The 24,251-nt window shown below is 45.8% G+C and carries 24 protein-coding genes; 21 read left to right on the top strand and 3 right to left on the bottom strand.

The window, feature by feature from the left end:
• The 9 genes from nuoF to ACLI08_RS04795 all read left to right on the top strand — a co-directional run bounded on the left by nuoF (position 1) and on the right by ACLI08_RS04795 (position 9,830).
• Positions 1-1,368, top strand: coding sequence for an NADH-quinone oxidoreductase subunit NuoF (nuoF, locus tag ACLI08_RS04835; protein ID WP_411427326.1), 1,368 nt, complete (start codon positions 1-3; stop codon positions 1,366-1,368).
• 126 nt (positions 1,369-1,494) lie between these two features.
• Positions 1,495-2,538, top strand: coding sequence for a 2Fe-2S iron-sulfur cluster-binding protein (locus ACLI08_RS04830; RefSeq protein WP_411427325.1), 1,044 nt, complete (start codon positions 1,495-1,497; stop codon positions 2,536-2,538).
• Positions 2,539-2,587: 49 nt separating this feature from the next.
• Positions 2,588-3,628, top strand: coding sequence for an NADH-quinone oxidoreductase subunit NuoH (nuoH, locus tag ACLI08_RS04825; RefSeq protein ID WP_411427324.1), 1,041 nt, complete (start codon positions 2,588-2,590; stop codon positions 3,626-3,628).
• Positions 3,629-3,676: 48 nt separating this feature from the next.
• Entirely contained in the window at positions 3,677-4,222 is a 546-nt protein-coding gene (locus ACLI08_RS04820; protein WP_411427323.1) for a NuoI/complex I 23 kDa subunit family protein, read from the top strand.
• A 1-nt stretch (position 4,223) separates the two neighbouring features.
• Complete coding sequence (locus ACLI08_RS04815) at positions 4,224-4,730, top strand: NADH-quinone oxidoreductase subunit J (RefSeq protein ID WP_411427322.1); 507 nt, start codon at positions 4,224-4,226, stop codon at positions 4,728-4,730.
• Between the two features lies 1 nt (position 4,731).
• Positions 4,732-5,052 carry an NADH-quinone oxidoreductase subunit NuoK gene (nuoK, locus tag ACLI08_RS04810; protein ID WP_411427321.1) on the top strand — a complete coding sequence of 107 codons (321 nt, stop codon included), beginning with the start codon at positions 4,732-4,734 and terminating at the stop codon, positions 5,050-5,052.
• A 6-nt stretch (positions 5,053-5,058) separates the two neighbouring features.
• Entirely contained in the window at positions 5,059-6,939 is a 1,881-nt protein-coding gene (gene nuoL / locus ACLI08_RS04805; RefSeq protein ID WP_411427320.1) for an NADH-quinone oxidoreductase subunit L, read from the top strand.
• A gap of 9 nt (positions 6,940-6,948) precedes the next feature.
• Entirely contained in the window at positions 6,949-8,394 is a 1,446-nt protein-coding gene (locus ACLI08_RS04800; RefSeq protein ID WP_411427319.1) for a complex I subunit 4 family protein, read from the top strand.
• A complete protein-coding gene (locus ACLI08_RS04795) occupies positions 8,394-9,830 on the top strand; it encodes an NADH-quinone oxidoreductase subunit N (protein ID WP_411427318.1) in 1,437 nt (478 codons plus the stop codon). The genes ACLI08_RS04800 and ACLI08_RS04795 overlap by 1 nt, the downstream gene beginning before the upstream one ends.
• Positions 9,831-9,921: 91 nt before the next feature.
• On the opposite strand, the gene ACLI08_RS04790 is transcribed toward ACLI08_RS04795, so the two are convergent.
• Positions 9,922-10,668, bottom strand: coding sequence for an NUDIX hydrolase (locus tag ACLI08_RS04790; protein WP_411427317.1), 747 nt, complete (start codon positions 10,666-10,668; stop codon positions 9,922-9,924).
• 123 nt (positions 10,669-10,791) lie between these two features.
• Here ACLI08_RS04790 and ACLI08_RS04785 point away from each other — a divergent pair, with 123 nt between their 5' ends.
• Complete coding sequence (locus ACLI08_RS04785) at positions 10,792-13,230, top strand: beta-glucosidase family protein (protein WP_411427316.1); 2,439 nt, start codon at positions 10,792-10,794, stop codon at positions 13,228-13,230.
• 391 nt (positions 13,231-13,621) lie between these two features.
• Here the strand turns inward: ACLI08_RS04785 and ACLI08_RS04780 are convergent, their stop codons facing one another.
• The gene (locus ACLI08_RS04780; protein WP_411427315.1) at positions 13,622-14,371 is read right to left on the bottom strand and encodes an SDR family NAD(P)-dependent oxidoreductase; all 750 of its coding nucleotides are present in this window, start codon (positions 14,369-14,371) and stop codon (positions 13,622-13,624) included.
• Between the two features lie 179 nt (positions 14,372-14,550).
• On the opposite strand from ACLI08_RS04780, the gene ACLI08_RS04775 reads away from it, so the two are divergent.
• From ACLI08_RS04775 to ACLI08_RS04765, 3 genes are all read left to right on the top strand, one after another.
• Positions 14,551-15,120, top strand: coding sequence for a Crp/Fnr family transcriptional regulator (locus ACLI08_RS04775; protein WP_411427314.1), 570 nt, complete (start codon positions 14,551-14,553; stop codon positions 15,118-15,120).
• Between the two features lie 82 nt (positions 15,121-15,202).
• Positions 15,203-15,790, top strand: coding sequence for a Crp/Fnr family transcriptional regulator (locus ACLI08_RS04770; protein ID WP_411427313.1), 588 nt, complete (start codon positions 15,203-15,205; stop codon positions 15,788-15,790).
• 527 nt (positions 15,791-16,317) lie between these two features.
• On the top strand, positions 16,318-16,761 hold the full coding sequence (locus ACLI08_RS04765; RefSeq protein ID WP_411427312.1) for a hypothetical protein: 444 nt from the start codon (positions 16,318-16,320) through the stop codon (positions 16,759-16,761).
• Positions 16,762-16,863: 102 nt separating this feature from the next.
• Here the strand turns inward: ACLI08_RS04765 and ACLI08_RS04760 are convergent, their stop codons facing one another.
• Positions 16,864-17,598, bottom strand: a complete 735-nt coding sequence (locus ACLI08_RS04760; protein ID WP_411427311.1) for a helix-turn-helix transcriptional regulator — start codon at positions 17,596-17,598, stop codon at positions 16,864-16,866.
• A gap of 310 nt (positions 17,599-17,908) precedes the next feature.
• Here ACLI08_RS04760 and ACLI08_RS04755 point away from each other — a divergent pair, with 310 nt between their 5' ends.
• From ACLI08_RS04755 to ACLI08_RS04720, 8 genes are all read left to right on the top strand, one after another.
• Positions 17,909-18,049 carry a hypothetical protein gene (locus ACLI08_RS04755; protein WP_411427310.1) on the top strand — a complete coding sequence of 47 codons (141 nt, stop codon included), beginning with the start codon at positions 17,909-17,911 and terminating at the stop codon, positions 18,047-18,049.
• 101 nt (positions 18,050-18,150) lie between these two features.
• The gene (locus ACLI08_RS04750) at positions 18,151-18,402 is read left to right on the top strand and encodes a hypothetical protein (protein ID WP_411427309.1); all 252 of its coding nucleotides are present in this window, start codon (positions 18,151-18,153) and stop codon (positions 18,400-18,402) included.
• 262 nt (positions 18,403-18,664) lie between these two features.
• Positions 18,665-18,913, top strand: coding sequence for a hypothetical protein (locus ACLI08_RS04745; protein WP_411409163.1), 249 nt, complete (start codon positions 18,665-18,667; stop codon positions 18,911-18,913).
• A gap of 122 nt (positions 18,914-19,035) precedes the next feature.
• Complete coding sequence (locus ACLI08_RS04740; RefSeq protein ID WP_411427308.1) at positions 19,036-19,872, top strand: DUF1376 domain-containing protein; 837 nt, start codon at positions 19,036-19,038, stop codon at positions 19,870-19,872.
• A complete protein-coding gene (locus ACLI08_RS04735) occupies positions 19,775-20,311 on the top strand; it encodes a hypothetical protein (protein WP_411427307.1) in 537 nt (178 codons plus the stop codon). Before ACLI08_RS04740 ends, ACLI08_RS04735 begins: the two co-directional genes overlap by 98 nt.
• A gap of 539 nt (positions 20,312-20,850) precedes the next feature.
• Entirely contained in the window at positions 20,851-21,933 is a 1,083-nt protein-coding gene (locus ACLI08_RS04730; RefSeq protein ID WP_411427306.1) for a hypothetical protein, read from the top strand.
• A gap of 35 nt (positions 21,934-21,968) precedes the next feature.
• Positions 21,969-22,490: a hypothetical protein gene (locus ACLI08_RS04725; RefSeq protein WP_411427305.1), complete on the top strand. Its 522-nt coding sequence runs from the start codon at positions 21,969-21,971 to the stop codon at positions 22,488-22,490.
• Complete coding sequence (locus ACLI08_RS04720) at positions 22,471-23,802, top strand: phage terminase large subunit (RefSeq protein WP_411427304.1); 1,332 nt, start codon at positions 22,471-22,473, stop codon at positions 23,800-23,802. The genes ACLI08_RS04725 and ACLI08_RS04720 overlap by 20 nt, the downstream gene beginning before the upstream one ends.
• Positions 23,803-24,251: the final 449 nt, after the last annotated feature.

Below are 24,251 nucleotides of genomic sequence, written 5' to 3'. Positions count from 1 at the left end.
ATGGGACAAAAGATATTATTAGAGCACGCTAACGTACCGGGTATAAAAACCTATGAGGTGTACCGCCAGCATGGTGGGTACCGCTCGGTAGAAAAAGCGCTTAAGAGCATGACGCCAGACGAGGTGGTGGAAGAAGTAAAAACCAGTGGCCTTCGCGGCCGTGGTGGAGCGGGTTTCCCTACCGGAATGAAATGGAGCTTTATAGACAAGAAATCAGGCAAGCCACGCCACCTGGTGTGTAATGCAGACGAGTCTGAACCGGGAACGTTTAAAGACCGTTACCTTATGGAGTACATCCCTCACCTACTTATTGAGGGTATGATAACCAGTAGCTACGCGCTGGGCTGTAACCAAAGTTACATTTACATCCGTGGCGAATACATGTGGGTTTACCGCATCCTTGAAACTGCTATTAAAGAAGCTTACGCAGCCGGTTGGCTAGGTAAAAACATACTGGGCACAGGTTACGACCTGGACCTTGCCGTACACTGCGGTGGCGGTGCCTACATTTGCGGTGAAGAAACCGCTCTTATAGAATCGCTGGAAGGCAAGCGTGGTAACCCGCGCATTAAGCCACCATTCCCTGCTATTAGCGGTTTGTGGCAAAACCCTACCGTAGTAAACAACGTAGAATCTATAGCCGTAGTGCCATGGATTGTAAACAATACCGGGGCAGAATACGCTAAAATAGGTATTGGCCGCAGTACAGGTACTAAGCTAATTTCGGCATCGGGCCACTGTAAAAACCCGGGCGTTTACGAAATTGAGCTTGGCCTAAGCGTAGATGAGTTTATGAACTCAGACGAATACCTGGGCGGTATGATGGACGACCGTCCGCTTAAGGCACTTATCCCTGGCGGATCTTCGGTGCCTATCTTACCTGCACACCTTATCTTTAAAAATGCCGAAGGCGGCGACAGGCTTATGAGCTACGAATCACTTTCTGAAGGTGGTTTTGCAAGCGGTTCTATGCTGGGTTCGGGCGGCTTCATTGTATATAACGATACTACCTGTGTGGTACGCAATACCTGGAACTTTAGCCGTTTTTACCACCACGAAAGCTGCGGACAGTGTTCACCATGCCGTGAGGGTACCGGGTGGATGGAAAAGGTACTGCACCGAATAGAAACAGGCCACGGCCGCGAGGAAGATATCGACCTGTTGTGGGACATTCAGCGTAAGATAGAGGGTAACACCATTTGCCCGCTTGGCGATGCTGCTGCATGGCCTGTAGCTGCTGCCATACGCCACTTTAGGGAGGAGTTTGAATACCACGTGCGTTTCCCTGAAAAGATAAAAGATAAAGACCACTTTGTACACGAACCTTTTGAGAAGGTAAGGCACCTTGTGGCAAAACAAACAGTATAATTAAGTCATAAAGTCGGGAGTCTGAAAGTCGTAAAGGCTAAGGATTTCAAAAAAATATAGGTTGTAGTGTACGTGCCGATGGGAAACCTGAAACATGAAACATGAAACTTTCAAACCAAAATTCTGATGAAAGTAACAGTAGACGGCCAGGAAATAGACGTAGAACCAGGAACCACCATCCTGCAGGCTGCGCGCAAAATAGGCGGCGAAAGTGTTCCGCCAGCCATGTGCTATTATTCTAAACTAAAAGGAAGCGGTGGTAAATGCCGTTGCTGCCTTGTAGAGGTAAGCAAGGGTAGCGATGCCGACCCACGCCCTATGCCTAAACTGGTAGCCTCTTGCGTTACCGGTTGTATGGACGGTATGGAGGTAAAAAGCATCACCTCTGAAAGGGTGCTGGATGCGCGTAAGAGCGTTACCGAATTCCTCCTTATAAACCACCCGCTGGATTGCCCCGTGTGCGACCAGGCCGGTGAGTGCGACCTGCAAAACCTTAGCTTTAAGCACGGTGCTGCCAAAACGCGCTTTATTGAAGACAAACGTACCTTTGAGCCAGAAAACATAGGCCCGAACATTCAGCTGCACATGAACCGCTGTATACTGTGCTACCGTTGTGTAATGACAGCAGACCAGCTTACAGATACACGTGTACATGGTGTGCTGAACCGTGGCGACCACGCCCAGATTTCTACCTACATAAGCAAGGCGGTTACAAACGAGTTTTCGGGTAATATGATAGATGTGTGCCCTGTGGGTGCACTGACCGATAAAACCTTCCGCTTTAAGCAAAGGGTATGGTTTAACAAGCCTTATAACGCACACCGCGATTGCGACAAGTGCTGCGGTAAAACTACCCTGTGGATGTTTGGTAACGAAATACAAAGGGTTACTGCCCGTAAAGACGAATTCCACGAGGTAGAGGAGTTTATTTGTAACGAATGCCGTTTTGACCACAAAGACGTAGCCGACTGGACGATAGAAGGCCCGCGTAAGTTTGAGAAAGATTCGGTTATTAACCAAAACAACTATACCCGCAAGGTAGAGCCGGTAAAAATAGGTACCGAAAACCAAATACTGCTTGGCCGCGATAAAGACCGCCAAAAAATCAGTATGACCCAGGTACCGCTAAAACCCGAAGAAGAACAAGTATTAAAAAAAGGGAACTATTAAGCAGTTAACAACAGGCTTAACCTGAAACCTTAAACTTTAAACAAAATAAATGGATAGTGCTATCATTATAGAAAAGAGCGTATTTATTGTGGTAATTTTTGCCATAACCATGCTTTTTGCCATGTACGAAACACTTGCCGAGCGTAAAATCGCGGCATGGTTCCAGGACCGTATAGGCCCTAACCGTGCAGGTAAAGGCGGTATACTGCAACCCCTTGCCGACGGACTTAAGCTGTTTGCCAAGGAAGAATTTTTCCCTAATACGCCAAACAAATTCCTGTTTATTGTAGGGCCTGCGATTTCTATGAGTACAGCGCTTATGACCAGCGCGGTAATACCATGGGGCAAAAGCCTTACCATACTGGGCCGCCAGGTGCAGCTGCAGGCTACAGATATAGACATAGCCATGCTATACGTATTTGGCGTACTGTCTGTAGGTGTATATGGTATAATGATAGGCGGATGGGCGTCTAACAACAAATTCTCGCTTATGGGTGCCATGCGCGCGTCATCTCAAATGATATCGTATGAGGTAGCCATGGGCCTTGCCCTTATAGCCCTGGTAATGATGGATGGCTCTTTAAGCATACGCCACATTGCCGAAGGCCAGCACGGCATGAAGTGGAATGTGTTTTACCAGCCGGTAGGCTTCCTTATTTTCCTGGTATGTTCGTTTGCCGAAACCAACCGTACCCCGTTTGACCTTGCCGAGTGTGAGGCCGAGCTTATAGGTGGTTACCATACCGAGTATTCGTCTATGAAAATGGGCTTTTACCTGTTTGCCGAATATGCCTCTATGTTTATTAGCTCTACCATACTTGCCACCATTTACTTTGGTGCCTACAACTATCCGTTTATGGATGAGGCTGCAAGCGCGCTGGGCGAAAACATAGCTAACCTTATAGGTGTTGCCGTACTTTTCGGAAAAATATGTTTCTTCATATTCTTCTACATGTGGGTGCGCTGGACTATACCACGCTTCCGTTATGACCAGCTTATGAGGCTGGGCTGGCAAATGCTAATCCCGCTGGCTATAGTAAACATAGTGGTTACTGCTATTGTAACGCTTTTTGCCGACGGAAAGCTGTAAGTAATAAAAAGAAAGACACGCCCACAGGGCAACAAAAGATAAATAGAGATGTCAATAGAAACGCTATCATTATCGGGACGCAAGAAAGAGGTTTCAAACAAAAAGATGAACTTCTGGGAAAGCCTTTACCTTGTGGCTATTGCCAAAGGCCTTAAGATAACCCTGAGCCACCTTTTTACCCGTAAGGTTACTATTAAATACCCTGAACAAAAACGTGAGCTTAGCCCCGTATACCGCGGACGCCACACGCTAATGCGCGACGACGAAGGCCGCGAACGCTGTACCGCCTGCGGATTGTGTGCACTAAGCTGCCCTGCCGAAGCCATAACCATGAAGGCGGCAGAACGCAAAGCCGACGAAAAACACCTGTACAGGGAAGAAAAATATGCCGAGATATACGAAATAAACATGCTGCGCTGTATTTTCTGCGGATTGTGTGAGGAAGCCTGCCCTAAACAGGCCATATACCTTACCAAGAGCCATACATGGGTACCGTCTGAAAGCCACAGGGAAGATTTTATCTTTGGCAAAGACAAACTGGTAATGCCACTGGAAGCGGCTATTAGAAACACTCAAACACAGACTGCAAGCTAAGATGATAACGTTATTTTACATACTATCGGCGTTTACCCTTGCTACGGCCCTGCTTACCATCCTTAGCAAAAACCCTATTCACAGCGCGATTTACCTTGTACTGTGCTTCTTTTCCATAGCCGGACACTATTTTATGTTTAATGCTGATTTCCTTGGCATGGTACACATTATAGTATACTCTGGCGCGATTATGATTTTGATGCTGTTTACCATAATGCTTATGAACCTTAACAAGGAAGACGAGCAGCATAAACCCCTGCTTTCGCGCTTTGCTGCGGTAGGTTCGGCCGGGCTTTTAGGCCTTGTGCTTATTGCCGCTTTTGTAAAGGCAAACAGCGGGCTGGTACCGGGTATAAAAAACGGCACCGAAGATTACCAAAGTATAAAGGTACTGGGCAAGGTACTCCTTACAGAGTACATGGTACCGTTTGAATTTGCATCGGTACTGCTGCTTGTATCTATGATAGGTGCAGTATTGTTAAGTAAAAAAGAACACATCAACAGCTAATATGGAAAATATATTACAGCAAGTAGGCATAGATAATTACCTGTACTTAAGCGCAGTGCTTTTTTGCATTGGTGCTTTTGGGGTACTTTTCAGAAGAAATGCCATCGTTATGTTCATGTCTATAGAGATTATGCTAAATGCAGTAAACCTGCTGCTGGTGGCTTTTTCTGCATTACACCATGATGCCAGCGGACAGGTGTTTGTATTCTTCTCTATGGCAGTAGCTGCTGCCGAGGTAGCTGTGGGGCTTGCCATTCTGGTAGCCATATACCGCAACCTGAAAAACATCGACATTGATAACCTTAAGAACTTAAAAGGATAACGCCTGATGGATAATAATTTGGCCTTACTACTCTTAATCATACCCTTTACAGGGTTTCTCATCAACATTTTCTTCGGGAAAAAACTTGGGCATAACGCTCCAGGATGGATAGGCACTGCTGCCATAGCGGCCGCCTTTGGGGTAACCCTTACCTTCTTTTTGCAGGTACTAAACACCGGTAAACCCGTTATGATAAACGTGGCCCCATGGCTTACGTTAACCAACTTTACGGTTGATTTTAGTTTTCAGCTGGACCAGCTTTCGCTGCTGTGGCTTATGTTTGTTACCGGTATAGGTACGCTAATCCACATGTACTCTGTAAGCTACATGCATGACGACGAAAACGTACACAAATTCTTTGCTTACCTTAACCTGTTTGTTTTCTTTATGATAACCCTGGTTATGGGCAGCAACCTGCTTATAATGTTCATTGGCTGGGAAGGCGTGGGGCTTTGCTCTTACCTGCTTATCGGCTTTTGGCACAAAAACCAGGAGTATAATGATGCCGCTAAAAAGGCTTTCATTATGAACCGTATAGGCGACCTTGGTTTCCTTATAGGTATTTTTATCCTTGCTTACCTGTTCCATACTACAGAGTACAGCCTTATGCAAACCGAGCTGGCTAACGGATGGCAGGTAAACCAAAGCCTGCTGGGCATAGCCACCCTGTGCCTGTTTATAGGTGCGTGTGGTAAAAGTGCACAGCTACCGCTATACACATGGTTACCAGACGCTATGGCGGGCCCCACCCCGGTATCTGCACTTATACACGCGGCTACCATGGTTACTGCCGGTATATTTATGATTACAAGGCTAAACTTTTTGTTTAACCTAACCCCTGAGGTACTGGAAGTTATAGCTATAGTAGGCGCCATTACGGCACTGGTAGCAGCTGCCATAGGCCTTGTACAAACCGATATTAAAAAGGTACTTGCCTACTCTACCGTGTCTCAGCTGGGGCTTATGTTCCTTGCACTGGGCTGCGGTGCTTATGAGGTGGCAGTATTCCACGTTATAACGCACGCATTCTTTAAGGCGTGTTTGTTCCTGGGTTCAGGTTCGGTTATCCACGCGCTGCACGGCGAACAGGATATGCGAAACATGGGCGGACTGCGCAAGGTAATGAAGGTTACCTTTGCTACCTTCCTGGTTTCTACCCTTGCCATTTCGGGCTTGCCACCGTTCTCGGGCTTTTTCTCTAAAGACGAAATATTAATGACGGCCTTCCACCACAACCCTGTGCTGTGGGGTATAGGTTCGTTAGCCTCTATAATGACAGCGTTTTATATGTTCCGCCTGGTATACCTTACGTTCTATAAAGATTTCCGTGGTACAGAGGAACAAAAACACCACCTGCATGAGTCGCCTGCACTGATTACCTTCCCGCTTATAGTACTTGCCCTGCTTGCAGCAGTGGGCGGTGCGCTTAGCCTACCGGGTAACAGCTGGCTAAACCACTACCTTGCCCCTGTTATGGCACACCCTGCGGCACACCACGAGCTGGGTACTACAGAGTACGCCCTTATGGGTGTAGCGGTTATAGGCGCGCTTATAGGTATAGCCATAGCGTACACTAAATACAACAGCAAAGGCGAAGTGCCACCTGCCGATGCCGGGTTTACCGGACTTAGCAAGGTGCTGTACAACAAACTGTATGTAGACGAGTTTTATATGGCCATTATCGTAAAACCGATTTACGCCATAGGCAGCTTCTTTAAAAACATTGTAGAAGAAGCCATATCGGCGCTGGTGTTCGGCCTGGGCAAAGGTGCAAATATGCTGGGTAACGGCGGAAGGGCACTGCAAAACGGCAGCATAGGTTTTTACCTGCTGGTATTTGTACTGGGTATTTGTTCAATAATAGGCTATATATTTCTGGCAAAATAATTTATACTGATGGACGTATCATTTATTCTGATTACCTTACTATTAGGGGCAGTTGCTACCTGGCTTGCAGGCGACAAATGGGCCTCTAAAACGGCACTGTTCTTCAGCACGGCTGCTTTTGCGGTTACCGCATACGTAATTTACCTGTTTACGCAGGGCGATGTGGTAAGCATGCACTTTTTATGGATTAAAAAACCACTGGTTATCTTCGCGCTGCAGGCCGATGGGCTATCGCTTACCATGGCGGCTCTTACCACAGCCTTAACCCCGGTTATTGTATATTCTTCTTTCGGGAATTTGTTTCCGCGTACCCGTAACTTCTACGCGCTTATACTGCTTATGGCGTTTGCCATGGTGGGTTCATTCCTTGCCGTAGACGCTTTGGTGTACTACGTATTCTGGGAGCTTGCCCTTATCCCTATCTACTTTATAGCGCTAAGCTGGGGTGGAGGCGATGCCGAAGAACGTAAAAAAGCTATTGTTAAGTTCTTTATATACACCTTTGCAGGGTCGTTGTTTATGCTGGTGGCGTTTATATACGTATACCTTAAAGCAAACACGTTCCTTAACCTGCAGCTGTACGCGCAGTACCTTAACCCTATAGAGCAGCGCTGGATTTACTGGGCGTTCTTTTTGGCATACGCCATAAAAACCCCAATAATACCGTTCCACACATGGCAGGCTAATACGTACCAAAAAGCCCCTGCGGCGGGTACCATGCTACTAAGCGGTATTATGCTAAAAATGGCTTTGTTCAGCATAGTGCGCTGGCAGTTACCGCTTACTCCGTTTGCGGCAGACCAGTACAAGTACATTGTTATAGGCCTGTGCCTTGCCGGTGTAGTATACGGTAGCATCCTGGCACTAAAACAAGACAACATTAAAAAACTACTTGCCTACTCATCTTTGGCACACGTGGGGCTTATAGCCGCCGGTGCTTACACGCTTACGCTGGATGGTATACGTGGTGCGTTTATACAAATGATTGCTCACGGCTTTACGGTTGTAGGCCTGTTCTTTGCAGCCGAAGTTATAGAGCGCCGCTACGGCACACAAAACATAAGCGAAATGGGTGGCATACGCCCTCAGGCGCCTAAGTTTGCCTCTATGTTCCTTATCCTGGTTATGGCATCGGTAGCGCTGCCGGGCACCTTTGGTTTTGTGGGCGAATTTGAGTTGCTGTACAGCCTTGCGCAAACCCACATGGCATTTGCCGTACTGGGAGGTACCACAATTATCCTTGGCGCGTTTTACATGCTAAAGATGTTCCAGAAGGCTATGCTGGGCGAAACAAACGCCAGGCCTTTTGCCGATGTTACCTTTGCAGAGGGTACTGTGTTTGTAATCCTTATAGCGGTATTGTTGTTCTTTGGTCTTCACCCGAAACCAATAGCCGACTTTATACTGCCTGAGATACAGAATATGTTAGTTTACATAAACCGATATAAATTATAATGGAGATTTTAATAGCTGTTGCAGGATTAGGCATACTGTGCCTTATAGCAGAAATATTTAACCTGAGGAAAGCCATAGTACCCGTTACTATAGCAGGCCTCCTTGCCACACTGGTTTATGTAGGCTTAAAAATTACCGGGAAATCGGCAGAGCTGTTCCCCGGGTTTGGCATAGACGAGGCGTCTATGAACAATATGTTTATAACCACTAAGTTTGGCCTTGCCTTTACAGGGCTGTTTGTACTGCTGGCGTTGCTGCTTATAGCACTTACACCACAGTTTCAAAAAGACCACAAAGCTAAGCTGTCCGACTTTGTAGCCACAAAGCTGTTCCTGCTTACGGGTGCCATAGCACTGGTAAGTTTTGGTAACCTTTCTATGTTCTTCCTGGGTATAGAAATACTATCTATAGCCTTATACGTGCTTGCTGCCAGCGAGCCGAAAAACCTGCGCAGTAACGAAGCCGGTATGAAGTATTTCCTTATGGGATCTTTCGCCTCGGGATTCATACTGTTTGGTATTGCACTAATATACGGTGCCACCGGTTCTTTTGACCTAACATTTATTGGTACCATAAACCGCGAAATAATGCCGTGGTGGTTTAACATAGGTGTGGTACTGATTACCATAGGCCTTATGTTTAAGGTAGCTGCCGTGCCGTTCCACTTCTGGGCTCCGGATGTGTACGAAGGATCGCCTGCACTTACTACAGCAACTATGAGTACACTGGCTAAAGTAGCTGCCGTAGCGGCGTTCTTTAAGCTGGTAATTATGCTAAACCCGGTTATGAAAGGCTACCTTACTACCATAAACGTGGTAGCGGTGCTTAGTATGCTGGTGGGTAACCTTATTGCCCTAAGGCAAACCAGCGTTAAGCGTATGCTGGCGTTTTCGGGTATATCGCACGCGGGTTACATGCTGCTTGCTTTCCAGTTTGTATCCGTAACCGAAGCTGAAAGCAACCTGTTTTACTACGCTGCGGCTTACGCCCTTGCGGGTATTGCTGCCTTTGGCGTTATAATAGCCGTAAACGAAGCCAAACAATCAGAACAGATAAGCGCCTTTAACGGCCTGGGCAAAACCCACCCTGTACTGGCTGCTATACTATCAGGCTCATTGCTGTCTATGGCGGGTATACCGGTATTTGCAGGTTTCTTCGGAAAAATGATGCTGTTTAGCCAGGTGCTGGAAAAAGGTAAATTTATCCCTCAGACAAAAACAGCCGTACTTACACTGGTACTGCTTGCTGTAATAAGTTCTATTATAAGCGTGGGCTACTACTTTAAAGTTATCATAGCCATGTATAACAAAGAAGCTGACGCCGAAACAGAACCTAAAAAATTACCATGGGTGTACACTGCGGTAGCGGGTGTGGCCATAGTGCTAAACCTGGCACTTTCTGCCCTGCCTGCCGTACTGGCCGACCTTTGGAAATAACCCCATCTTACTGAAAAAATAAAGGGCGCCATTATGGTGCCCTTTTTTATGCGGTGTTGTTACGGTTGTTTATGTGTTAGGTTTTGCGCGTTTACCAGCCTTCCTTCAGTCCGTCTTTCAGGGCGGCGGTGTAGCGCTCCAGGTTAAACCTGTAAAGGTTAGGCGCCTTGTGCGCACCACCCTTACGGGTTTCCGGCATTTTATCCAGTATGTCGTAGGCCATCATTTTGCGGTAAAAGTTACCCCGGTTCAGTGGCTTGTTCAGTATGGCTTCATACAGGCGTTGCAGTTCGGGCATGGTAAAAATTTCGGGCAGCAGGTTATAGCCTACCGGCTTATAATTAAGCTCACGCCTTAGTTTTATTAACGCCTTTGCGGTAATGTGTGCATGGTCCATCCCCATGTTGGGTAATTTTGCCACATCATGCCACGCTATATCGCTGGAAAACTCATCGGGCACGGCCTGCACCTTGGTATAATCCACCAGGGCATAAAAGCCCACGGTTAAAAAACGCATTTTGTGCCAAAGCGTATCCGGATAATCGCTAAAAAAAGGCTCACTACGCTTTATTTCGCTAAATACCTTAAACTGTTGCAGGTAAATGTTACTAACACCCGTACGCTCGTACAGCAGGCGGTTTGCAGCATCATTTAGCTCCTCCTCCTTGCCCATGTAGCCGCCGGGCAGCAGCCACGCGTCGCTATCCTTTAGTTTGGTAAGCAGCACCTTTAGTGTGGCATCATGAAAACCAAATACCACACAATCTACAGATATGTGGGGCAAAAACTTTTCATACGCCGCATCACTACGGGCTATTATTAAATCTTTAAAACTCATAATTGGTTTATTTTCGGGTACTCAAAGGAAAAAGTTTTTTTATTGATAACGAAATTTTTAGCTACATTTTTTTGTACTTTAGCATTAAATAGCTTCTTTTTGAAGCAATAACCAAAACCTACAATGACACACAAATTAAAGTACGCTAAAACACTTTGGCTTCTCCCCTTTGCAGCCGTTACTGTACAAGTAAAGGCACATACCGTGCCACAACCCAGGCAAATAACCATAAACGGGTTTACGTTTACTGACTTTAACGGTAACAACAGGCTCGATGTTTACGAAGACTACCGCCTGCCCCTACAGCAGCGCATAAACGACCTGGTAAGCCAGATGACCGACGACGAAAAAGCACACTTCCTTTGCGGTACGGGCATGCCGGGGTTTGATGGTATAACACCCGTAGCCGGCGCGGTGCAAGGCCGTGTACCGGGCGCTGCAGGCACCACCTACGCCATAGACCGCCTGGGCATACCCGCCATTATACTTGCCGATGGCCCTGCGGGGCTGCGCATACAGCCAAAACGCGAGGGCGATACTAACACCTATTACTGTACAGCGTTTCCGGTAGGCACGGCGCTTGCCAGCAGCTGGAACACCACACTGGTTACACAGGTGGGCATGGCTATGGGCAACGAGGTTAAAGAATACGGCGTAGATGTGCTGCTGGCACCGGCGCTAAACATTCACCGTAACCCGTTGTGCGGCCGTAATTTTGAGTACTATTCTGAAGATCCTGTGGTTTCGGGCAAAATAGCCGCAGCCATGGTAAACGGTATACAAACAAATGGTGTGGGTACCAGCATAAAACACTTTGCCGCTAACAACCAGGAAACCAATCGCCTTAGCATTAACGAACATATAAGCGAGCGTGCCATGCGCGAAATTTACCTGCGCAACTTTGAAATCGCCGTGCGGGAATCTGACCCGTGGACGGTAATGAGCAGCTACAACCTGGTAAACGGCACCTATACCTCGGCACGAAAAGACCTGCTGACCGATATACTACGCACCGAGTGGGGCTACAAGGGTATTGTTATGACCGACTGGTTTGGCGGATATGCAGGCTTTGAGTCTATTGCCGGTGGAAAGGCCAGCAACGTGGTAGCGCAGGAAAACGCCGGTAACGACCTGCTTATGCCAGGCATGAAAGAACAGGTGGCCGCCCTGTTGCAGGCCATGAAAAACGGCAGCATTAAAAAAGAAATCATAGACCAAAACGTGGGCCGCATACTGGAGCTGGTATTAAAATCGCCCACCATGCAAAAGTACCAGTATAGTAATAAGCCAAACCTTAGCGGCAATGCAGAAATTAGTCGCGCTGCGGCAGCCGAAGGTATGGTGCTGCTTAAAAACGCTGAGGGCGCACTGCCCATGGCTGCTAAGAAAAAGGTAGCACTGTTTGGGGTTACGTCGTACCAGTTTATTTCGGGTGGTACGGGCAGTGGCGATGTTAACGAGGCATACACCGTATCGTTACCCGATGCGCTGCAGTTGGCCAATTTTAAAGCCGATACAAAGCTAACGGCTAAATACATACCCTTTGCCGCCAAGGCTCAGGCCGATGAAATAGCCCGCCGCGAAAAAGAGGGCGGTATACTGGGACAGCCGAAACGCCTGCCCGAACTTAACCTTACCTCTGCCGATATAAACGATGCTGCGCTGCAAAATGACTATGCGGTAATAACCATAGGCCGCAACAGTGGCGAACAGCACGACCGTACGGTAGACAACGACTTTAACTTGGCTGCCGACGAGCTGAAACTGATAAACGATGTTAGTGTGGCGTTTAGGGCGCAAAAGAAAAAGGTAGTAGTGCTGCTAAACGTGGGCGGTGTGGTAGAAACCGAAAGCTGGAAAGCCAAAGCCGATGCCATACTGGTAGCGTGGCAACCGGGGCAGGAAGCGGGCAATGCCGTAGCAGATGTGCTTAGTGGCAAAGTAAACCCAAGCGGCAAGCTTACCATGAGTTTCCCGGTAAAGTATGACGATGTGCCTTCGGCAAAAAACTTCCCGGGCACGCCTAAAGATAACCCGAAGGAGGTTACGTATGCCGAAGGGATTTATGTGGGCTACCGCTACTACAATACCTTTGGGGTAAAAACATCGTACCCGTTTGGTTACGGGGCATCGTACACCACGTTTGAGTATACCGCTATAAAAGCATCGGCAAAAACACTTACCGATAACATTACCATAGCCGTTACAGTAAAAAACTCGGGTAAAACCGCCGGCAAAGAGGTGGTTCAGCTCTACGTGAGCGCACCTGGCAAAAGCATGCACAAGCCTAAGCAGGAGCTAAAAGCCTTTGGCAAAACAAAACTGTTGCAACCGGGCGAAACCGAAGTGCTTACCTTTACGCTTAGCGCGAAAGACATAGCCTCGTTTCAGGATGGTAAAAGCGCATGGGTAGCCGAACCGGGATTATACACCGTTAAGGCAGCGGCATCGAGCCAGGATGTGCGCAAAACCACCACATTTACCGTGGCTAAAGAAATCATAGCCGAAAAGGTACACAACGCATTTGATACCGATATTACCATAAAGGAATTAAGGCCGTAAATCACGCCTTACACATAACCACTACCCTGCGCAGGTAGCCCGCCAAAATAACCGGCAGGCTACCTGCGTTGGTTTTTCTTACAAATGTTGCATTATTAAAGGCAAATGTGCTTTTTTTATAAATATTACACTTTCATAATAAAAAATACAATTACGAATACTATATTTTTTAACAAAAAAAGTGCGTATTAAAAAAAAATTCATTACGTTTACGGTAACAATCGTTTAGGTAAAAACAATTAAATGGGGTACCCATCACGCAAATGAAAGGTACCCCGCCAAGATTTAAAATAAGTAGTGCTATTTTAAACGACAGGAGGCTGTACGAGTGGTAACGTAAGCCTCCTTTTTTTTATTGTGCCGTTTGCCAAATATTTTTCTTCAGCTATTTTTATACCGCCGTATAACCACCATCGGTTATAAAATACGACCCCGTAGTAAACGACGACTTATCTGAACTTAAAAACACCACCAGGTCTGCCACTTCCTGCGGCGTACCCAGCCTGTTCATGCTTGCCTTGGCAGCAATGCCCTTCTTCATATCATCGGTAAGGTTATCATCCAGCAGCGGCGTAGCTATATAGCCCGGGCCTACTGCATTACAGCGAATGTTTTTTTGGCCGTACTCGGCCGCTATGTTTTTGGTAAGGCCCACCACGCCGTGCTTGCTGGCGGTGTAGGCAGGGCTCATGGGTGCCGCCACAGTACCGTGTATGCTGGCTATGTTTACAATGCTGCCTCCGCCGTTTTTTTCCATTTGCTCCAGCTGATAGCGGCAGGCATAAAATACACCGCTCAGGTTTACGGCAATTACCTTATCCCACCCTTCTACAGGGTATTCTCCCGTAGGGGCAGCAGGGCCGCCTATACCGGCATTGTTACAGGCTATATCCAGCCTGCCGTATTTTTGTACAATGGCAGCCACCAGGTTTTTGTTACCCTCTGCCTTACTGCTGTCGGCGTGTACAAAAAATGCCTCGCCCCCGGCACTGGTTATGGTGTTTACGGTTTGCTGTCCGTGTGCTTCGTTTATATCGGTTACCACTACTTTGGCACCTTCTTTGGCATACGCCTCGGCTATGGCACGGCCTATGCCGCTACCGGCACCCGAAACCACTGCCACTTTATCTTTTAGTAACATAGTTATTGGTATTTATGTTTTGAAATTTTTGTCTTATAAATTTACGGCGATTTTATTTTGCTTATATTTGAAGCATTGGTTTTTTACCGAAAGTTTAACAGCGCGTTACATTTGTGCACCCCACCGTTACGCGGCGTTAAAAAAATCGTTAAATTAGAGGAAACAAAAAGGCCAACTAAATGTTTAACCACCTGAAAGCATACCTGGAAACCAAAGCCAACTTTACGCCTGCCGATTTTAAGGAGGTAGAAAAACGGTGCACGTACCTGAGCCTTGCTAAAGGCGAAAAGCTTTTGGAGCGCGGCACGGTATGGCAGCACCATGCCTTTGTATGCCGGGGACTGGCGAGGGGGTATCAAACGGATGTTTTTGGCAATGAAAAAACAACGGTTTTTGCCCCGGAGAACTACTGGACCGGAGACAGGGAGAGCCTGCTTACCGGAGAACCCGCAGAAATGTGCGTAGTAGCCGAAACTGATGCTGATTTTATCCTTATTACCCAGGATGACTACAACACGCTGTGTGTAACCCTGGCACCGTTTAGCGAGTTTATGAGCAACCTGGTGCAGCGAAATCTTGCTTCTCGCCAAAACTATATTTTTATGCCTGCACTAAGCGATGCCGAAAAGGTGCAGCAGTTTTTACAAAAATACCCCACCGTGCCGGCAAGAACCAGTACAGCCTGTATAGCGTCTTTCCTTGATATGGACGTTAAAGTACTGGAAACGTTATTGGTAGCGTATTCTTAAGATTCACTTTTATTAACATAATACGTTAACATACTGCCGGAAAAGTTGTAATTTTGAATTGACAAAAACCAAAAATCCCCTAATGACTGAAGTATTTGAAGCCTACCTGAACAGCAAAGCTGCTTTTTGTGCCACCGATATGGCGCATATATTAAAGCACGTGCAGTTTATCCACCTAAAAAAAGGCGAAAACCTATATAACGAAGGCGGCTTATGGCCGTATGACGGCATAGTGTGCAGAGGCCTGCTGTATAAATATACCCAAGACCTTAATGGGGAGCAAAAAGTTACGGCTTTTTGCAGCGAACATTACTGGGTGGGCGACCGTAGCAGCTCGCTTACCGGCATGCCTGTAGCCTATACCGCCACCGCACTGGAAGACACCACCATAGCCTGCATTAACATGGAAGATTTTGAACGCGTGCGTATAGAGGTGCCCTTGCTAAACGAGGTGTGCGAGCAGCTGATACAAAACAACATGGAGGCTGCCCGAAAACGCATAGCCAACAACATGATACAAAGCGATGAGGAGCGTTATTGCGATTTTATAAATGCCCGCCCGGGCGTTGCAGAGCGCATTAGCACGGATTTGCTGTCGTCTTACCTGGGCATAGGCAACCTAAGCCTGGACCGTATTATAAACGGAATCCCGATTAAAACGCAGCAGTAAGTTGTTTATCGTTTATGGTTTGTGGTTTCGAGTTTAAGGTTTAAAGTTTAAAGTTGCTTACTCAAACCTGAAGACTGGGACTGAAAACTGGGACTGAAAACCCACCCCGCCCTACGGCCACCCCTCCGCAGGAGGGGAATACCACTCTGCCGGTAGCTTTGTGTGCTTTGCTCATTCCAGAGGAATGCTTTGAGGACGTTACAAAAACTGAAAACTTTGGGAATCTCTGCGCTGGCTTTGGGAATCTTTGGGCTACAAAAAGCTTCGTGAAAAACGTGGTGCCTTTGTGGTGAAAACTGCGACTGTAAAGATGGCCGCGCTCCGTGCCTCCGCTCGCCATGACGAGGCGGGTTTCGGTTTATAGTTTGTGGTTTAGGGTTTAAGGTTTGGTTCGCCAGTTCGGCTTACACCTCGTGCAAAGTTGCTTACTCGAACCTAAAAAACTGAGACTGGGAACTGAAAAATGGGACTGCAACTGAAAACTGTGACTGAAAAACTGAGACTGAACCCCATTACAACCAATACTTATGAAAAACCCGTTTTTACTACTTACAGCCTTGTGGTTATTGTGGTCTTGTGGTGCAAAAAAAGTGTCGTTATGGCCGTATGTAGCTGTATTTAAATCAGATGAAAGCCCCAATATACCCGCAACATACATTATTTTAAAAAACCCGGCTAAGTCTTATGAAATGTATAGCCCCCTCCTGTACACCAGTATTATAGGGGAATGGAAACAAGCGCACGACACCCTGTACCTGTACCCTAAATACGAATTACAAAACAAAAGTGATGGTTTACTACAGCGTGAAATAACACAAAAAGATTCGACCATGCTTACCGTTATGCATACGCTTCTTGTAAAGCCAAATGAGCTAATAGACATAACCCGCTACGATACGATTTTTAAAGAGTTTACTATCTTTCTCCCTAAAACCGACGGTACAATTTACAAACGCACAACCCAACCGTAAGGTTTAAAGTTGCTTACTCGAACCTGAAAACTGAGACTGAGACTGAAAACTGAGACTGAAAACTGAGACTGAAAACTGAGACCTCCGGCTTTAGACTTTAGACTAATACACCACCTTTTTACTCACGCTTCTGTTTACGTCTATTACATAAAATAGCGCCTGAATATCGTTTATATACAACCTGAAATCAGTAAACTCCGGGCTATCGTTAAGCGAATGGCAGGTAATGTAGCCCTCCTCGGTATTGTGTTCTATAATTTCCTTTAGCAGCGGCAGCTTGCTTTGGGTGGTATAAATCACCCAGTACGGAAAATCGCGGTAGCGCAGCTTGTTTACCCAGTGCTGGCGTTGCAGCTCGCGGGTGCTTACAATACTGTTTCGGCTTATGGCCTGGTTGCTGCCATCGTCCATACTATCGCCGTTTATACGAAATGCCACATAGCGCCCGTGCACCGGCTTATCTACCATAATGCCATGCTGGCTTAGGTCCATAAGAAAATCGCTGTCCTGGTAATTATCCAGAAAACCCGCCTGTACGTTAAAGTCGGCCAGCGGCATAAGCATATAAAACTTGCCGTTTGGCAATTCTATAAACTGGTTGCCGTTTTTATTTTCAAACGGGTGGGCAAACTTTATTTCCTCGGCACCCACTACCTTTTTATCGGCCACAGCGTTATCCAAAAGCACCTTGTGTAATATTTCGCTTTTACTTTTGGGTATCGGCTTTCCTTTTTCGTAATTAATAATCGTTTCACGGCTTGCGCCAATACGGTCGCCCAGTTCCTTTTGGGTTAAACCCAAAGCTTCCCGACGCTGTTTTATTTCCAATCCTTCCATAATCAACACTTTACGGATATATCGAGAAAATTTTAAACCAAATGTAGAAAATTTTCATCTAATTTATTTTGTTGTGTGGAATATTCCACTTAATTTTGCATTGTAGTTGGAACAAAGGTACAACATAAAGCGAAATAAACAACACCTAATTAGCTAAATAGTGAATTTATTCACAACCTTAGCTTTAATTAACCCGACATAAGGTGTTGAACTACCGTCTAAAAAGTGTAATATACCACAAAAACCCAACTTACAAAACCAACGTAAGGCCAAGATTTGCACCAAAAAAAGATTTGCACACCATGAAATAATGACGCAAAACGAAAGCAAAACCAACCCGCAAGAGGGCAAAACCACCCCAACCCACGATGCCCAAACACGGGCGGCTGCCATACAAATGGAAGCGATAATGCTCTTTAACGCCGACAGGCGGTTTACCATTACTGAGTAAGTGTTTATGCTGTTATTGGGTTATTCGAAAACCCACCGCACGCATCTTCCCGAAACAAAATTTTTAAATCATTCAATCTTTAAATTTTAAAATTCATCAAAATGACTATTACAGGAACCATAGAAAGCATAGAATACCGCAACACAGCCGGCCATGAAAAGAAAGTAGTAACCCTGGTGCCAGACCATCGCCAGCGTGCGTTTGTAGAGTTTAGAGGCCGCCGCATGGACGAACTCGCCGCCTACAAGGAACACGACGAAATTTCGGTAGACGTGTCGCTGGAAGGAAAAATAAGCAAAAACAGCGGCATACAGTACAACAACCTCGTGGCCTTTGCAGTAAGAGCGGTGTAGGTTTTAGTTTAAAGTTTAAAGTTTCAGGTTTCAGGTTTAAAGTTGGCTTACTCCTCGTGCAAAGTTGGCTTACTCGTACCCATCATCGGACTTCGGACTTCGGACATCCGACCTGAAAACTGAGACTAAAAAACTAAAACCCACCCCGTCCTACGGGCACCCCTCCGCAGGAGGGGAATGCTTACCCGTACCCATCATCGGACTTCGGACTTCGGACATCCGACCTGAAAACTGAGACAATAACCAAATAACCTTAAAAGAAATGAATTACAAAATAAAAGGCATTATAACCGCCATAGGCGATGTAAAAACCACCAAACTGGGCACTGCGGTGCAGCAACTGCATTTTGAGCAGGAAAACGGACGTATGTTTTATCCTTCGGCACTGGGCACCAAGATAGACCTGCTGCAGGAACTGCTTCCCGGCGATGTAGCCGAGCTGGAATTTCACATTAGCGGCAGCAAAGGCACGTACAACAACGTAATTATAGATAACCTGGTGAGGGTGTAGTTTTAGGGTTATTCGGTTATTTGTGGATTTGGTTATTTGGCAATCAGCAACCCGAAGCCCGGACATAACGCATAACCCTATAACCGAATAACCACATAACCCTATAACCAAATACCAACCCAATGAAAGATCCTGCATTTCCGTTTTACGCACAAGACTTCTTAACCGGGGTAATGCACCTTACCATGGCCGAACGGGGTATATACATTACGCTGCTGAGTTATCAGTGGGCACACGGAAAAATCCCAAAAGACAGGCTTGGGTTAATTTTGGGTTCGGGTTGGGAAACTCTTTGGCAGGCCGTGGCTATTAAGTTTATAGAATCTGAAACGGGTTTTTTAACCAACGTCCGCCTGGAAGAAGAACGCAGCCGCCGTGCCGATTACAAACGTAAACAAACCGAGAACGGTAAAAAAGGCGGCAGGCCAAAGGGTAAAACCACTGGTAACAAACAAGATAATACATCTAATAACCATCAAACAGAAATAAAAGAAGAAAACCCAATAAAAACCCAAAACCTAACCCAGAAAAAGCCTTTAGAAAATGAAAGTGAATATGAAAATGAAAATATAAATGAACATGAAAACGGAAAAGAGGGTATGGGAGAAAAACCCGACGTTGCTGTGGCTATCGGCCATGTGGTGCCACCGTTTGCCGGACCAGAGTTTGCCACCCAGTGGACCGCCTGGAAACGCTACCGCCAAACCGAACACCACCGCACCTACCGCAGCCCGGAGAGCGAACAGGCAGCCCTGCTGGAACTGGCCACCCTAAGCAATGCCTGCCAAACCACCGCCATAGCCATACTGCACCAAAGCATGGGCAAGGGCTGGAAAGGGCTATTTGCATTAACTCCAGAGCATGGAAACAAACCACCTGCCGGACAAAGCAGGGTACAGTATAGCGACGCTTTCAAACGAAAAATTGCTGAGCGTTTACGGACCGGCAAACTGCCTTAAGCACGCCGGTAAGCTACCCGATATTACCACCGCCATGAACACCACCGCCCCTACCCTGGCGGCCATAAGCCGGGAGAAGGGCAGGGGGTTTTCGCAAGCGCTGGTTATGGGTTGGCTGGTGTACCTAAACGACCTGCTGAACCTTAACAAACCCATGACCGAAGACCAGATAGACCTGTGTGCCCAGGAGGTTATTACGCTATACCCATCGTTAAAAATGAGCGACCTCACCTACCTGTTTCGCCGTATAATAGCGGGGCAGTACGGGGAGTTTTACGAAAGCCTGAGCATACCTAAGGTGCTGAGTTTTTTTCGCGATTACTTTGAAGAACGCTGCCTTGCCGCAGCAGACGAAAGCCGCCGGCGCCACGATGATTTTATGTGTAGGGGTGAGTTTAACGTAAGCAACAACCTGCGCAGGAAGTGGAATAACAGTTGATGGTTGCTGGTTGTTGGCTTTATGACTTTTGACCTTCGACTTTAAGACTACTCGTGTTCTTTGACATACTGGAAAATTTTATATGGTAGCTCCTGCATTAGCTGTTAATGCTGATGCAGGAGGTGCTGTATGTGAGAATATTTATGTTGCAAAATAAGAACGTAATTTATAAGTTTGCACTCCTTTTTCAGTATCTAAAAAAAAAGGTAATTTAGATACAAGTGGAATAAAATTTGTTTACTTTTATATAAAGCTAGAAAAAATGAGAACAAATAATCTATTTATGGGAATTCTATCTATGATTAGTTTAATGTTTTCGAAGATAGAATCAGTATTTTTTACTCGAAATACTTTGATGAGCAAACAGGCTGTTGACCTTCTTAATGATCCCACAACTCGAGAAGATTTCATTGAGTTTACTACAGGAATCGATTCAGATGGAAAAAGGTCTGAAACGCATACTCAAATGAAGGTCGAAAAAACTTTCACAAAACAAAATGGTGAAAAGATAACATTGGTCAAATTCTCCTAAAAATAATATGGACATAGCATTAAAAACCCTGGTATTAATAATTTTTATTTTAGTGCCAGGGTTTCTTTTTAGAAGAGTCTATTTTCAAGGACCTTTCTCACAACAATTTGATTCTAAATCATGGTCACACTCAATTTTTTATAGTGCATTATTTGGAATACTCATCAATTTTGCTGGATTCTATTGCTATGAATATCTTTTTCAAAAGATAAATTATCCATACTGTCTAAGTTTTTATAATTCACTTACAAAAGAAAAAATCGAAAAAAAGGATTTAAATCTTTTTAGCATTGAAAGTGTTTACAAATACTTGGCTATATTATATTTTGTTTCAATATTTTTAGGTTGGTTCATTTATGAAGTTGTAAGAAACTTTAAATTAGACAGATATTTTGCACCCTTAAGATTTTCAAATAATTGGCACTATTATTTTAAAGGCGAAATAAAAGATTTTAAAGATTTCTCTTTAGAGAAAGGAAAATGTAATGCTACAACTGTTGATGTTCTTGTAAAGTCTGAAAAAGACGGAAATAATTTATATAGTGGTATTTTGACTTCTTATGATTTGGATCACAACGGGAATCTTGACTATATAGTGTTAACAGAAACTCAAATATATGATCAAACACAAAAGAAATTTAAAGAGATCCACAGTACTGTTTTTAAAATCCCCAACTCAAATATAAATAATATAAATTTCAGATACTCCTACCTAGATGAAGACACCACAACAATAGATTTTATATCTGTAGTTCTACTATTTAGCCTTTGGTTTTATACTTGGTGGGATCCTAGCAGTATTTTATTGGATTATAACCTTCTTTCTAGAATTGCTCTAAAGTTATTGATATGCTTTACCATTATAGGCATATCAGTAACAACATCAAGTATTTTGAGATTAATTATTTATAATAAAATTTTTAAGCCTATTACAGAGGATATAAATCCCACAGAAAAAGTTGAAATTGAGAAATCTAACTCCGAAAAACGTTTAAAAATTAAGATAATGAAAAATGACATTAGAGGAAGTTTTTACTCAACATTATTTTTTGCTATTACTTGCTTTGTAATTATTTATTTTACTTATTGAAATAAATCCCCTAATATTCCCCTAACCACACCACCATGAAAGCAGTAACCCCTGCTTCGGTACCCAGGAAAACCAAGAACACCCTATACAAACCCGAGTATGCCGATAAGGCCCAAAAACTCTGCCTGCTGGGCGCTACCGATGCCACACTGGCGGCGTGTTTTGGCGTAAGCCGGGATACCGTACTCAACTGGAAAAAGCAGTACCCCGAGTTTAAAGATGCCCTTGTGCGCGGCAAAAAAACCGCCGATATAGAAGTGGCGGCATCCCTCTACCAGGCCACGCTAGACCGGATCATTACCGTAAAGCAAGCCATAAAATGCAAGGAGGTGTATTACGACGAAAACGGCAAACGCGTAGAAAAAGAACGCGTGGAAATAGTGGAGGTAGAAAAACACATTCCGGCCGATTTTAGGAGCCAGCAGTTTTGGCTGCGCAACCGCAACCCCAAGCAGTGGAACGAAAAGTGCGACGATACCTACGACATCCCACGCGGGGTAACGCTTAATTTGGGCGAGGGCCACAATCCGTTGCAGGATGATGAAGCTACTGCCTAAACAACAACACGCCATTTGGTACCTTAAAGATTCCGTTACCGAAGAACTCCTGTACGGCGGGGCGGCAGGCGGCGGCAAAAGCGCCCTGGGCTGCCTTTGGCTTATGGAAATGTGCCAAAAATACCCCGGTTCGCGCTGGCTTATGGGCCGCAGCAAGCTCAAAACCCTGAAGGAAACTACGCTTAATACCTTCTTTGAGCTGGCCACCATGCTTAAGCTGAGTCCGCAGTTTCATTACAAACCCACCGAAAACATTATTTACTGGAAAAACGGCAGCCAGATATTGCTGAAAGACCTGTTCCATTACCCATCTGACCCAAATTTTGACAGCCTGGGTTCGCTCGAAATTACCGGTGCTTTTATAGACGAATGCAGCCAGGTGGCCTATCAGGCATGGCAAATTGTAAAGAGCCGCATCCGCTACAAACTCACCGAATTTGGCTTGATACCCAAACTTTTGGGCAGTTGTAACCCTGTAAAAAACTGGGCGTACAAGGAGTTTTACAAGCACTGGCGCGAGGGCAAGCTCCCCGCCTACCGCAGGTTTATACAAAGCCTTCCGGCAGATAACCCGCACCTGCACCACAGCTACTTACAGTCGCTTTTACGGCTCGATAAAAACAGCAGGGAGCGCCTGTATTACGGCAACTGGGAGTACGACGACGATCCTGCAACGCTTATAGACCACGATGCCATAACCGATTATTTTAACCCCGCGCACCTTACCCCTCAAGGCGTTAAGTACATGACCATAGACGTGGCGCGCAAGGGCAGGGATAAAACCGTGTTTCGCGTATGGCACGGCTGGGTGTGTATTGCCCGCTATGCCATAGCCCGTTCGGGATTGGATGAAGTGGTGGGCAGGGCCAAAATTTTGCAATCCAAATACGGCATTGCGCTGAGCAACATTCTAGCCGACGAAGACGGGGTGGGCGGCGGGGTAGTCGATTTTTTGCGGTGCAAGGGTTTTGTAAACAATTCGGCTCCGCTGGAAATGCGCCAGGGCGACACTTACGTAAAACCCAACTTTGACAACCTTAAAAGCCAGTGCAGCATTAAAATGGCCGAGATGATAACTAATCGCCACGCAGGCGAACTGTGCCACGACCCCACCCTTATGCAAACCGTTACCGAAGAAATGGAACAGGTAAAACTAAAGGACATAGACCGCGACGGCAAGCAGGGCATTATCCCCAAAGACCGTGTTAAGGAACTCATAGGCCGCAGTCCGGATGAATGGGACAGCATTATGATGCGCTACTGGTTTGCGCTTAGGAAAGATTATTCGGCAAGGGTGCGGGTGGGTTTGTAGTTTATGGTTTGTGGTTTATAGTTTGCCTGTCATGACGAGGTACGAAGCTATCTCATTTTTGTAACAAGGAGATGCACAGAGATTTTACCACAAAGCACTCAAAGTTTTTTCACAAAGTAACCCTAAGAAAACTACTCTTTACAGCACACAAAGCATTCCTGCGGAATGTACAAAGTACACGGAGTCTCAGTCTCCCCCTTGCGCCAGATGGCGAGGTACGAAGCTATCTCATTTTTGTAACACAAAGATGCTCAGAGATTTTACCACAAAGCACACAAAGCATTCCTGCGGAATGTACAAAGTACACAAAATAGTAACCTAAAACTAATGAGATGGCCGCGCTCCGTGCCTCCGCTCGCCATGACAGGCGGAACGGACAACTGAGACTGTGACTGAAAACTGAAAACCCACCCCGCCCTACGGGCACCCCTCCGCAGGAGGGGAATGCT

The sequence above is a fragment of the Flavobacterium sp. RNTU_13 genome, from assembly GCF_046614455.1.
In the GTDB taxonomy this organism is placed as follows: Bacteria; Bacteroidota; Bacteroidia; order Flavobacteriales; family Flavobacteriaceae; genus Flavobacterium.
The sequence above is the reverse complement of the archived record's forward strand: the minus strand, read 5'-3'. Positions and strand labels throughout refer to the sequence as shown.